Here is a 12732-nt window from a genome sequence, read left to right on the forward strand (position 1 = left end):
TGGAGGCCCACCGGGGCCGTCAGCTCGGATCCCGTTCCGTGGACGGGGGCGGGTCAGTCGCGGCGCCCGCGACCGCCCGGTGACCGACGCGCCCTGCGCCCCTCGCGTCGGCGGTTGAGGTGGGCCGCGTGCACGAGGTAGCGCTGGAACAGCGCCTCCGCCACCGGGTTGTGGCCACGCACCCGGATCAGCCAGTGCGGCATGGTCCGCTCGTGCAGCCACAGGAAGCCGATGGTGAAGCCGAAGCTCAGCATGGCCTGCAACGCGAGGAACGACATCAGCGGTTCGCGCAGGGCGGGGCCGTCACCGATCACCCACGCGACCATGTGGGCGTCGAACAGTTGGGCCGCGGGAAACCCGATCAGCCAGTACAGGGCCAGTGGGGCCACAGCCCCGATGGGGAAGACCCCGCGTGCCAGCAGCACGCTGTACACGGCGCCGAGCACGGCGAGGGGGAGGCCCAGCGCCAGCCCGGCGGTGCCGGTCATGGCCAGCGGCAGACCCGCCGCCATCCCCACACCCGTGGCGAACAGACTGGCGACCAGGCCGATGGCCGCGCCCGGGAGCGCGACCTCCAGGTGGTTGGGCGGAGTGCCCCCGGCGCGGAGGGCGGACGAGACGGGCATCAGTCGACCACCACCCCGAAGGCGATCAGCGAGTAGAAGAGCGCGCCGAGGTAGAACACGGCGGCCAGGGCGATGATCGCGTTGGAGACGATCCCGGGGCGGATCGGCTTGGGCAGGGCGATGTTGTTGACCAGAAGCAGCACCACGCAGTACGCGCCCATCGCGAAGGCCGACAGGAAGGCCAGCACGTCCAGGATGGCCGCAGGTCCGTCCGCCGGGCCGAACAGCAGGATGACTGTGCCGAAGGCGATCAGCCCCCACAGGAACAACCCGTACAGCTTCGACATCCCGAGCCGCTTGGCGCCTGGTACGAAGTTGTACGTCATGTCGGCCTGACCGCGCGAGAAGGAGTCGAACAGGCCCAGGGTCGCGTTGATGCCGATGAGCGCGATGAAGAGGAAGAACACCGTGCCGAGCACGGGGCTCCCGGCCGCCGAGAAGGCACCGGCCATCGCGTCCAGTGACGCCTCCCGGTCACCGTCGCGGATCAGTTGCGCCACCTGCGGGTCGAACCGGGCCGCGGACTGGGCCAGCACGGTGAAGGAGATCGTCACCAGCATGGTGATGCCCCAGAAGAGCACCATGGCGTCGAAGGTCACCCAGCGGCGCCACCCCCTCCACTTCTCCATCTCCTTGGGGTCCGAGGTGTCGAACATGAAGCCGCGCGAGGGTAGGGCCTCCTGCTCGCCCGCGTGCCGCAGGCCCCGGATCTGGGGGATGTGCGCGCCCATGCCCGCGCCCTTGTCACGCAGGTGCAGGGTGTACCACATCTGCTGCATTCCGGACGGCCCGGCGAAGGCGATGGCGCCGACGACGATCGGGAACCAGGCCGCCGGCATGGCCTCCTCGGGGAAGTACCCGAACGAGAACATCCCGCTGATGGTGGAGGTGAGGTCGGACAGGTTGCCGACCATCGCCGCGACCACGGACGTGCCGACCACCAGCAGGCCGATGCAGATGGAGAGCAGGTTCTCCAGCAGGTCGTAGATGACCTTGGCGAGGGTGAAGACCACGCCGACGAGGACCATCCCGGCCACCGCCGTGATCTGCCAGGGAACTCCGGTCACCCGCTCGAACGCGGAGGCGCCCGCCGAGAGGTGCCCCGGCCAGATGTACACGAGGATCGCGGTGAGGAAGAAGAACCACATCAGCGGCTTGAACACGCGTGCGGCGCCGTAGAAGATGCTCTCCCCGGTGGCCATCGCGTAGCGCGACATCTCCAGCATGACCACGGCCTGGAGGGAGACGCCGATCAGGAACAGCCAGCGGATCTCGGGGCCGAAGACGAGGACCAGGCGGGGCCACATGTAGGACTCGCCCATGCCCACGCCGAGGGCGACGAGGAAGACCGTGGGGCCGAGGATGTGGATGGAGGGGGGAGCCTTCGGCAGGCTCCGGATGGGCATCGGTTCCAGCTTGCCCGCCTTCCAGAACCGCTCCTCCTGCGGGGGTGCGGCGGCGTCGGCCGGAGTGTCGGAGGACGCGCCGTCGGAGGCGGTGGCCGGTTCGGCGGCGGGGCCGGACTCTGAGGGGTGGGGCTGGCGCTGGGCCGGGATGTGGGGTCGTTGGGTCCCGGACGGCGCCGGGGGTTCCGAGGAGTTGGGGTCGGGGCGTGAGGAATCCAATGCGGTACTCCGTATGTGCGCGAATGCGAGTCGTGGTTCGCATGTCGCCCCCGGGTGGTGCTGCACCTCCCTGCTTGTGGTGGACACGTGGCTGGGGGTCACCGTGGCTGGACGTGGCTGTCCCTCGCGGTGGCCAGGGGCCCGGCGGCCTTGCGGCGGCGGCTCCAGGACTGCCGGGCTGGTGTGGCTCGTGTGCTCAGTGTGTGGCGCGTGGCTGTTGTCGGTTCTGGGTCGTGACGGCCCGGCCGGGGCCGGTGGCACCGGCCGGGCACTCGGTCAGAGTAGTCCGGCTGCCCGGGCCCAGCGATACTTCGCGCCCAGAACCTTCACCGGCATCTCGGTCGTGTAGGGGTAGGCGACGATCCCGTGCTCGAACAGCCTTTGGCTGGCCGCCTCGACCTCGGTGTCACCCGAGAGGGAGGCCACCACCGGCTTGTCGATCCCGGCCGCGCGGGCCTTGCTCACCACGTCGATCACGACGTCGGCGAAGACCAGCGGCGGGGTGACGATGGTGTGCCAGTAGCCGAGGACGAGGGCGTGGACGCGGGGGTCCTCCAACCCGAGGCGGATGGTCTTCTCATAGGTGGAGGGCGGTTCGCCGCCGGTGATGTCCACCGGGTTGCCGGCCGCCCCGAACGGCGGGATGAAGGCGCGGAAGGCCTCGTCCAGGTCCGGCGGGATCTCGTACAGCGACATCCCGTTGTCCACCACCGCGTCCGACAGCAGCACGCCGGAACCGCCCGCGCCGGTGATGATCACGATGTTCTCGCCGCTGGGCGCGGGCATGACCGGCAGGGCGCGGCCGTACTCCAGGAGCTCGGTCAGGCCGGGGGCCCGGACCACGCCCGCCTGGCGGAGGATGTCGTCGTAGACCTTGTCGTCCCCGGCGAGCGCGCCGGTGTGCGACCCGGCGGCGCGGGCCCCGGCGGAGGTCCGGCCGGCCTTGAGCACCACCACGGGCTTCCTGGGGACCACCTCGCGGGCGGCGGCCACGAACGCCCTGCCGTCCTTGAGGTCCTCCAGGTGCATGGCGACGGCGTTGGTGTTCTCGTCCTGCCCGAAGAAGGTGAGCAGGTCGTCCTCGTCGATGTCGGCCTTGTTGCCCACCCCCACGATGGCGGACACGCCCGTGCGCGTGCTGCGGCTGTACCCCAGGATCGCCATGCCGATCCCCCCGGACTGCGAGGTCAGGGCGGTGCCCCCGGCCACGTCGTAGGGAGTGCAGAAGGTCGCGGACAGCTTCTCCGGCGTGTAGTAGTAGCCGTAGATGTTGGGGCCGAGGATGCGGACCCCGTGTCTGCGGGCGACGGCGAGGACCTCGTCCTGGAGCTCCTGCTCGCCGGTCTCGGCGAACCCGGACGGGATGAGGATGGCGCCCGCCACCCCCTTGCGTCCGGCCTCCTCCAGCGCCCCGGCCACGAACTTCGCCGGGATCGCGAAGACCGCCACGTCCACCTCGCCGGGCACGTCGGTGATCGACTTGTACGAGGTGAGGCCGTTGACCTCGGCCGACTTCGGGTTGACGGGGTGGATCCCGCCCCGGAACCCGCCGTCCACGATGTTGCGGATCACCGAGTTGCCGATCTTGCCCGCCTCGTTGGAGGCGCCGATCACGGCGATGGAGCGCGGCTTGAAGATGCGCTCCATGGACGCCAGGATCTCGTCCCGCTCGAAGGTGCGGGGCCCCTCGGCGGGCTCGAAGTCCAGGACGAACCGCAGGTCGGCGGCGATGGCACCGGACGCCGAGGCGAACACGGGGTTGAGGTCGGCCTCGGCGATCTCCGGGAAGTCCGTGACCAGCTGAGACAGCCGCACGAGCAGGTCGGCCAGGGCGCCCCGGTCCACCGCCTCGGCGCCCCGGACCCCGTCCAGGACCTCGGCCGCCCGGATGTCGGCGACCTGGGCCAGCGCCTCCTCCCGCGTGACCGGGGCCAGGCGGAAGGAGACGTCCTTGAGGACCTCCACCAGGACGCCGCCCAGCCCGAACACCACGACCTTGCCGAACGTGGGATCGGTGGTGGCGCCGACCAGGACCTCCAGACCGCCCTGGACCATCTGCTGGATCTGCACGCCGTCGACGCGGGCGTCGGGGTCGTGTGCGCGGGCGTTGGCGGTGACGCGCTCGTAGGCGGCGGCCACCTCCTCGGTGGTGTTCAGTCCGATCTCCACGCCACCCGCGTCGGTCTTGTGCAGGATGTCGGGGGAGACGATCTTGGCTGCCACGGGCAGACCGATCTCGGTGGCCAGGGCGGCGGCCTCCTCGGCGCTGTGGGCCAGTGCCTCACCGGGGACGGGGATGCCGTAGGCCTCGGCGAGGAGGCGGCCCTCGGGGGCGGTGAGCGCGGTCCGGCCCTCGGCCCGGGCCCGGTCTAGGACCTCGCGGACCGGGGAGGGGTCGCGGTCGGAACGCTCGGGTGTGTAGACGGCCATGCGCTCAGATCACTCCGTTCGATGAGAGCTCCGCCAGTTCCTCGGAGGTCAGGCCCAGCTCGTCGCGGTAGATGTCGGGGTTGTGCTCACCGAGCAGGGGGGACCGGCTGACGTCCACCGAGGAGTCGGAGAGGCGGATGGGTGAGGCCACGGTGTGGTAACTGCCGCGTTCGGGGTGGTCGACCTCGGTGACCACGCCGTTCTCCCGCAGGGTGGGGTCCTCGATGATCTCCCGGGTGGACATGATCGGCCCGCAGGGGATGTTGTGCGCGTTGAGCGCGGAGAGCACGTCCCACTTGGGCAGCTCCCGGGACCACTCCTCGATCAGGGCGAAGGCCTTGTCGAGCTTGTCGAGGCGGGCCTCGGGGGTGGCCCACTCGGGGTCCTCGGCCAGTTCGGGGCGGCCGATCAGCCGGGCGATGGGCGCCCAGCCCGCGGGTTGGATGATCACGTACACGTAGTCGTTGGGGCCGCCCGGCGCGGTGCGCACGGCCCAGCCGGGCTGTCCGCCGCCGGAGGCGTTGCCGGAGCGCGGGACCTCGTCGGTGAAGTCGTCGTTGGGGTACTCCGAGAGCGGGCCGTGCGCGAGCCTTTGCTGGTCGCGCAGCTTGACCCGGCACAGGTTGAGCACCGCGTCCTGCATGGCGACCTGCACGCGCTGGCCCCGGCCGGTGTGCACCCGCTGGTAGAGCGCGGCGAGGATACCGGCCACTGTATGCATTCCCGTGCCCGAGTCACCGATCTGCGCGCCCGTGGCCAGCGGCGGGCCGTCCTCGAACCCGGTCGTGCTCATGGAACCGCCCATCGCCTGGGCGATCACCTCGTAGGCCTTGAAGTCCGCGTACGCGCCCGGGCCGAAGCCCTTGATCGAGGCGTAGACCAGTCTTGGGTTGGCCTCCGCGAGCACCTCCCAGGTGAACCCCATCCGGTCCAGGGCTCCGGGTGCGAAGTTCTCCACCAGCACGTCGCTGCGGCGCACCAGGTCCAGGAAGATCCGCTTGCCCTCGGGGCTCTTGGTGTTGAGGGTGATGCTGCGCTTGTTGGAGTTGAGCATCGTGAAGTACAGGCTGTCCACGCCGGGCCTGTCCCGGAGCTGACGCCGGGTGATGTCGCCCGAGGGCGCCTCCAGCTTGACGACGTCGGCGCCCATCCACGCGAGGATCTGCGTCGCGGACGGTCCCGACTGGACGTGGGTCATGTCCAGGACGCGGACCCCGTCGAGTGCCTTGCCCATGACTCTCCTTCCGGGCTACTTGTACATCGTCTGGTTCATGGTCCCCGGGGCGTACACCTCGGGGTCGATCCAGACGTTGATCAGTGAGGGTTTGCCGGACTCGCGGGCCCGCAGCAGGGCCGGGCCGATCTCGGCCGGGTCGTGGACCTCCTCGCCGTGTCCGCCGAGCATCTTCGCGAACTCGGAGTAGCGCACGTCGCCCAGGGTGTTGCCCAGCTCGCCCCGGTCCGCGCCGTACTTGGCGATCTGGCCGTAGCGGATCTGGTTCATCGAGGAGTTGTTGCCGACGATCCCGACGAAGGGCAGGTCGAAGCGGACCAGGGTCTCGAAGTCCCATCCGGTGAGGCTGAAGGCGCCGTCGCCGAAGAGCGCGACCACCTCCTTGTCCGGGCGGGCGTACTTGGCGGCCATCACGAACGGGATTCCGACGCCCAACGTGCCGAGCGGCCCCGGGTCCAGCCAGTGGCCGGGCGACTTCGGCTGGACCACCTGGCCGGAGAAGGTGACGATGTCGCCGCCGTCGCCCACGTACACGGAGTCCTCGGTGAGGAACTGGTTGATCTCGTTGACCAGCCGGTACGGGTGGATCGGGGTGGAGTCCGAGGTCAGCAGGTGCGCGCGCTTGTCGAGCGCGGTCTGCTCCTGGGTGCGCAGCTCCTCCAGCCAGCCCTTGCGGCCCTGCGCCCCGGTGTCGCCGTAGCCGGAGACGGCCTGGAGCGCCGAGGACAGGATGACGTCGGCGTCTCCAACGATGCCGAGGTCGATGTCGCGGTTCTTGCCGACGGTGGCGTAGTTGAGGTCGATCTGCACCACGGTGGCGTCGGGGGAGAGGCGCTTGCCGTAGCCCATCCGGAAGTCGAACGGCGTCCCGACGATGATGATGAGGTCGGAGTTGCTGAAGGCGTAGCGCCGGGAGAGCTGGAAGTGGTGCGGGTCCCCGGGCGGGAGGGTGCCGCGTCCCGCGCCGTTCATGTACGCGGGGATGTTGAGGGCGCGGACCAGCTCGACGGCCGAGTCGGTGGCCCGGGTGGTCCACACCTGGTTGCCGAGCAGGATGCTGGGCCGCTCGGAGCGCACGATCAGTTCGGCGAGGCGCTCGATGGCGGCAGGGTCGCCCGCCTGACGGGTGGAGGCCCGGTAGTGCCCGGCGGCGGGGACGCGTGCCCGCTCCACGGGGACCTTGGCGTCCAGCACGTCGCGGGGGATCTCCAGGAAGGACGGGCCGGGGGCGCCGTTGTTGGCCTCGCGGAAGGCCATGGAGACCAGGTCGGCGACGCGCTCGGTGTGCGGGACGGTGGCCGCGAACTTGGAGATCGGGTTGATCATGTCCACGTGCGGCAGGTCCTGGAGGGAGCCCATCTTGTGCTGGCTGAGGGCGCCCTGGCCGCCGATCACCAGCATGGGGCTCTCGGCGCGGTAGGCGTTGGCGATGCCGGTGACCGCGTCCGTGGTGCCGGGACCCGCCGTCACCACCGCGCAGCCGGGTTTGCCGGTGATCCGGGCGTAGCCGTCGGCGGCGTGCGCGGCGACCTGCTCGTGCCGGACGTCGATCACGTCGATGCCCTCGTCGGCGCAGCCGTCGTAGATGTCGATGATGTGGCCGCCGCAGAGCGTGAAGACGACGTCGACCCCCTCGGCCTTGAGGGCCTTGGCGACCAGATGGCCGCCGGAGATCGTGCCGCTGTCGCTGTTCGTTTCGGTGGGTACCTTGCCTTCGGCCATCGGTGCGACGACCCCTTTCGTGCTGAGGTGCGGAGCGTACGGTCCAGTGAAAGTCGGATACTGTATACCGTGTGCAACACATTGGAACACTCCGGCGACGTGCTGTCCAGACCCCGTGGGGCTCCGTTGTCCCGGCAGTGTGGAGGAGCGTCCGGATCGGCAGAGGGCGGCGCAGGCACGCCGTCGGGGCCGCGGCCACGGGCGTGAGCAGGCCGGAGGCGGCCAGAACGAACGGGAGGGGCGGTGGTCGGGGCCAGGGCGAACAGGGCGATCGCGCCGCCGACACCGAGCAGCCCACCGACCGCAGACCGCCTCTGAACCGTGGTCCAGCCCGCGAGGTCGGCCGAGCGTGCGGAGTCGTCCTCGCGAGGGGCGCGTAACCGGCCCGCCCCGCCACGTGGGTCCGCGCCACGGCGCTGGGCGCTGCCGAAGTGTCCCTCGGTGATCGCCCGGATCTACGAGTGGCAGGCGCCCGCGCCCATCACCAGCACGGCGGATCAGGAGCGGGAGGGGGCCCTGCGGCGCGGTGGCGGCCGGCGTCGACTGCCTGAGCGTGGTCGCCGTGAGCAGCGCGGTGTGGGTCCGACACCGCCGGGCCCGCTCGGCCGCCCAACTCGCGACGAGCCGTCCGAGTCCTCTGGTCAGGGCGAACGCGGTCACGGCCGCCGCGATCTCCGCGGGGCCCGCGCCGGACGGTACCGGCGGGAGTGTCACGAGGGTGAACAGCCCGGCTGTCCCGGACATCGCGACGATCGTGTGCGGCGCGTGGGCTTGTGAAGGACCATCTCGACAACAATGCCTATTGCATACTGCATACAATGTCGAGTATCACTGGAAGAGGGGGCGACGAGCGGACGGAGGAGGAGCGTTGGATCTCCACGAGTACGAGGCCAAACAGATCTTCGGTGAGTACGGGGTCGCGCTGGTAGAGGGCGAGATCGCCGACACCCCCGAACGGGTGGCGTCGGTGGCCGGTCGCCTCGGCCGCAGGGTCGTGGTCAAGGCCCAGGTCAAGACAGGCGGCCGAGGCAAGGCGGGCGGCGTGAAGGTGGCCGAGGGAGTCGACGAGGCCCGGGCGCGGGCGGAGGAGATCCTCGGCATGGACATCAGGGGTCACACGGTCCACCGCGTCCTCGTCGAGGAGGCGAGCGACATCGCCGAGGAGTACTACTTCTCCTTCCTGCTCGACCGCGCCAACCGCGAGTTCCTCTCCATCTGCTCGGCACGGGGCGGCATGGAGATCGAGGAGGTCGCCGCCGCCGAACCCGACGCGGTCGTGCGTACCCCCGTCGGCCCCGGGGGAGTGGGGCGGAAGGAGGCGCTGGGCATCTGCGCGGCCGCCGGACTGCCCGAGGCGGTCCGCGACAGGGCCGCGACGGTCATGGCCGCCCTGTGGGAGGTGATGGTGGGCGAGGACGCCACCCTTGTCGAGGTGAATCCGTTGGTCCGCACCGCGGACGGGCGGATCGTCGCCCTCGACGGCAAGGTCACCCTGGACGACAACGCGGCCCACCGCCACCTGGAGCGGACTCCCTTCACCCACGGGGCCGGGACCGACGAACGCGAACTCCGGGCCCGCGAGCGGGGCCTCAACTACGTGCGGCTCGACGGCGAGGTCGGCGTCATCGGCAACGGCGCGGGACTGGTGATGTCCACCCTGGACGTGGTTGCCCGGGCCGGAGCGGACCACGGCGGCGTGCGTCCCGCCAACTTCCTCGACATCGGCGGCGGAGCCTCCGCCGAGGTGATGGCCAACGGCCTCGACGTGGTCCTGGGCGACCCGGCCGTGCGGAGCGTGTTCGTCAACGTGTTCGGAGGGATCACGGCCTGCGACGCGGTCGCCAACGGCGTCGTGCAGGCGCTCGAACTCCTGGAGAGCCGGGGCGACGACGTCAGCAAACCGCTGGTGGTGCGCCTGGACGGCAACAACGCCGAGCAGGGCCGCCAGATCCTCACCGCCCGCGCCCACCCGGCCGTGCGCCAGGCGGACACGATGGACGGCGCCGCCGAACTCGCCGCCGAACTCGCAGCACGCTGACCGGCCCACCCCCTTCGACAGGAGAAAACCCCATGGCCATCTTTCTGAACAGGGACAGCCGGGTGCTCGTCCAGGGCATGACCGGCGCCGAGGGCACCAGGCACACCCGGCGCATGCTCGCCTCCGGCACCAACGTCGTCGGCGGCGTGAACCCGCGCAAGGCCGGTCAGAGCGTCGACTTCGACGGCACCGAGGTGCCCGTCCTCGGCTCCGTGGCGGAGGGCGTGAAGGCGACGGGCGCCGACGTCACCGTGGTGTTCGTCCCGCCCCGGTTCACCAAGGACGCGGTGGAAGAGGCGATCGAGGCCGAGATCGGCCTGGCCGTCGTCATCACCGAGGGCGTCCCGGTCCACGACACCGCGGCCTTCTGGCACCTGGCCACCGCGCGTGGCAACCGCACCAGGATCATCGGCCCCAACTGCCCCGGCCTCATCAGCCCGGGGCAGTCCAACGCCGGGATCATCCCGGCCGACATCACCAGGCCGGGCCGGATCGGCCTCGTCTCCAAGTCCGGCACGCTCACGTACCAGCTCATGTACGAGCTGCGGGACCTCGGCTTCTCCACGGCGGTGGGAATCGGCGGCGACCCGGTCATCGGCACCACGCACATCGACGCCCTGGCCGCCTTCGAGCAGGACCCGGACACCGACGTCATCGTGATGATCGGGGAGATCGGCGGTGACGCGGAGGAGCGCGCCGCCGCGTACGTCCGGGAACACGTGACCAAGCCGGTGGTCGGCTACGTGGCGGGCTTCACCGCCCCCGAGGGCAGGACCATGGGCCACGCGGGGGCGATCGTCTCCGGTTCCTCCGGTACGGCCGCAGCCAAGAAGGAGGCCCTGGAGGCGGCCGGGGTGCGGGTCGGCCGGACCCCGAGCGAGACCGCCCGCCTCACCCGGGAGCTCCTGGGCTGAGGCCGAGCGGTCGGATCGACCGGGACACCGCGACGGGGCGACGGCACGGATGCCGCCGCCCCGGGTGTGCCGGTATCGGACCTGGTTGGTGCGGGGGGCTGGAACGCGCCAACCAGGTCCGCGTCTACCGTTCCGGAGGGCGCGCAGCCCCTGGGGCCGCCGAGGACGCGGTGAGCGCCCTCTCCAGGAGAACGCGATGCCTTCCGGTGTAGACGTTCATGGAGCTGCCGCGCAGGAAGCCGACGAGCGTCATGCCCGCCTCCGTGGCCAGGTCGACAGCAAGGGACGAGGGCGCCGAGACAGCGGCCATCATGGGGATGCCCGCCATCCACGCCTTCTGGACCAGCTCGAAGGAGGCGCGGCCCGACACCATGAGCACGGTCTTGCTCAGCGGGAGGCGGTCGGAGCGCAGGGCCCAGCCGACCAGCTTGTCCACCGCGTTGTGCCGCCCCACATCCTCGCGCACGGCCAGCAGCTCACCGTCGGCGGTGAACAGCCCGGCGGCGTGCAGGCCGCCCGTGCGGTCGAACACCCGTTGGGCCTCACGCAGCCGGTCCGGGAGGACGGTGAGGGTGGGCACGTCGATCCGTAGGCCGTCGTCGGCCACCGGCCACCGCGCCTTGGTGCGCACGGCGTCCAGGCTGGCCTTGCCGCACAGCCCGCACGAGGACGACGTGTAGAAGTTGCGCTCCAGCGAGGTGTCGGGGAGTGCCACCCCGGGAGCCAGGGACACGTCCAGCACGTTGTACGTGTTGGACCCGTCCTCGGTGGCCCCCGCGCAGTACCGGATGGCGGTGACCTCGGGCCCCTCGGAGACCACCCCCTCGCTCACCAGGAACCCGGCGGCGAGGTCGAAGTCGCTCCCCGGGGTCCGCATGGTGATGCTCAACGGGGCGCCGTCCAGCCTGATCTCCAGCGGCTCCTCCACCACGAGGGTGTCGATGCGTTCGCTCTCGACTCCCTCTCTGATCCGGAGGACCTTCTCACGGGCGGTCACCCGTCCCATTCCCCACCACCGCCTTCCGGTGCACGAGTGCGTTTACTGGTCTACTCTTCCCGACATTCGGTGTCGAGGGGACGAAGCGTCAAATCGGCGTATGGAGGACAGGCCGCCCCGAGAGGCCCAGGCCACCGTCCGGTGCCTCAGCCGTCGCCGCGCCGCTGCACGTGTTGGAAGCCGAACCTGCCCTTGATACACAGGTTGCCGTGCGTCACCGGGTTGTCGTGCGGCGAGGTCACCTTGACGATCTCGTTCTCCTGGACGTGCAGGGTGACGTTGCACCCCACACCGCAGTAGGTGCAGATCGTCGTCGTCTCGGTCTGGCTCTCCTCGTCCCAGGTGCCCGCCGCGCGCATGTCGAACTCGGTGGCGAACGACAGCGCCCCGGTCGGGCAGACCTCGATGCAGTTCCCGCAGTACACGCAGGCCGAGTCGGGGAGCTCCACGTCGTGTTCGGTGGAGATGCGGGCGTCGAACCCCCGCCCGGCCACCCCGATCGCGAACGTGTTCTGCCACTGGTCGCCGCAGGCGTCCACGCACTTGTAGCACATGATGCACTTCGAGTAGTCGCGCACGTAGAGGTCGTTGTCCACCTTGGCGGGCTGCTCGACCGTGGCGGCTTCCACACCGTCACCGGGCTCGTGCTCGCCCGCGCGCCGGGAGTCGCGGACCCCGAGCGCGGCCGGTTCGGCGCGGGGGCCGAACCGCTCCGGCTCCGCCTCGTAGCGCTCCATCCACTCGGAGACCTTCGGGGTGGTGGACAGGTCCACCGAGGAGCCCAGCAGTTCGAGGACCAGTTTACGGCTGTGCCGCACCCGATCGGAGTCGGTGGCCACGCTCATGCCCTCCTCCAGCTTGCGGGAGCAGGCCGGGGCCAGGGTGCGGGCGCCCTCCACCTCCACCACGCACACACGGCAGGCGTTGCGGGGGGTGAGTGTGTCCCCGTGGCAGAGGGTGGGCACCTCGGTCCCGGCCGAGGAACAGGCCTCCAGGACGGTGGTGCCCTCCGGCACCCGGACGGCCTCGCCGTCGATGGTCGCGTCGATCAGGCGTCGGGGGGTGGGCAGGAGTACGGGGACGGTCATCGGGCCTCCTCGGTCGCAGCCCGGTCGTCCGGGGCTGGGGCCGAGGAGGCCCGATGAC

General features: G+C 70.7%; 9 protein-coding genes. 2 read left to right on the plus strand and 7 right to left on the minus strand.

Annotation, left to right across the window (positions count from 1 at the left end):
* Positions 1 to 53: 53 nt before the first annotated feature.
* The 5 genes from ADX84_RS11520 to ADX84_RS11540 form a co-directional block, all read right to left on the minus strand.
* On the minus strand, positions 54 to 626 hold the full coding sequence (locus ADX84_RS11520) for a hypothetical protein (RefSeq protein ID WP_049571962.1): 573 nt from the start codon (positions 624 to 626) through the stop codon (positions 54 to 56).
* Positions 626 to 2251, minus strand: a complete 1626-nt coding sequence (locus tag ADX84_RS11525) for an Nramp family divalent metal transporter (RefSeq protein WP_049571966.1) — start codon at positions 2249 to 2251, stop codon at positions 626 to 628. The genes ADX84_RS11520 and ADX84_RS11525 overlap by 1 nt, the downstream gene beginning before the upstream one ends.
* Before the next feature lie 276 nt (positions 2252 to 2527).
* The gene (locus tag ADX84_RS11530) at positions 2528 to 4681 is read right to left on the minus strand and encodes an acetate--CoA ligase family protein (protein WP_049571970.1); all 2154 of its coding nucleotides are present in this window, start codon (positions 4679 to 4681) and stop codon (positions 2528 to 2530) included.
* A gap of 4 nt (positions 4682 to 4685) precedes the next feature.
* The gene (frc, locus tag ADX84_RS11535; protein WP_049571974.1) at positions 4686 to 5915 is read right to left on the minus strand and encodes a formyl-CoA transferase; all 1230 of its coding nucleotides are present in this window, start codon (positions 5913 to 5915) and stop codon (positions 4686 to 4688) included.
* Between the two features lie 15 nt (positions 5916 to 5930).
* A complete protein-coding gene (locus ADX84_RS11540; protein WP_049571976.1) occupies positions 5931 to 7637 on the minus strand; it encodes a thiamine pyrophosphate-binding protein in 1707 nt (568 codons plus the stop codon).
* Between the two features lie 868 nt (positions 7638 to 8505).
* Between ADX84_RS11540 and sucC the strand changes: the two genes are divergently transcribed.
* A complete protein-coding gene (gene sucC / locus ADX84_RS11545) occupies positions 8506 to 9675 on the plus strand; it encodes an ADP-forming succinate--CoA ligase subunit beta (RefSeq protein WP_049571978.1) in 1170 nt (389 codons plus the stop codon).
* A 32-nt stretch (positions 9676 to 9707) separates the two neighbouring features.
* Positions 9708 to 10589 (plus strand): succinate--CoA ligase subunit alpha, encoded by an 882-nt coding sequence (gene sucD, locus ADX84_RS11550; protein WP_049571981.1) that lies wholly within the window; start codon positions 9708 to 9710, stop codon positions 10587 to 10589.
* Between the two features lie 124 nt (positions 10590 to 10713).
* Here the strand turns inward: sucD and fdhD are convergent, their stop codons facing one another.
* Together fdhD and ADX84_RS11560 are read right to left on the minus strand one after the other, a co-directional pair.
* The gene (gene fdhD / locus ADX84_RS11555) at positions 10714 to 11595 is read right to left on the minus strand and encodes a formate dehydrogenase accessory sulfurtransferase FdhD (RefSeq protein WP_049571984.1); all 882 of its coding nucleotides are present in this window, start codon (positions 11593 to 11595) and stop codon (positions 10714 to 10716) included.
* 137 nt (positions 11596 to 11732) lie between these two features.
* Complete coding sequence (locus tag ADX84_RS11560; protein WP_049571988.1) at positions 11733 to 12674, minus strand: 2Fe-2S iron-sulfur cluster-binding protein; 942 nt, start codon at positions 12672 to 12674, stop codon at positions 11733 to 11735.
* Positions 12675 to 12732: the final 58 nt, after the last annotated feature.

Origin of the sequence: Nocardiopsis sp. SBT366 (assembly GCF_001083815.1) — a bacterium.
Lineage (GTDB): Bacteria > Actinomycetota > Actinomycetes > Streptosporangiales > Streptosporangiaceae > Nocardiopsis > Nocardiopsis prasina.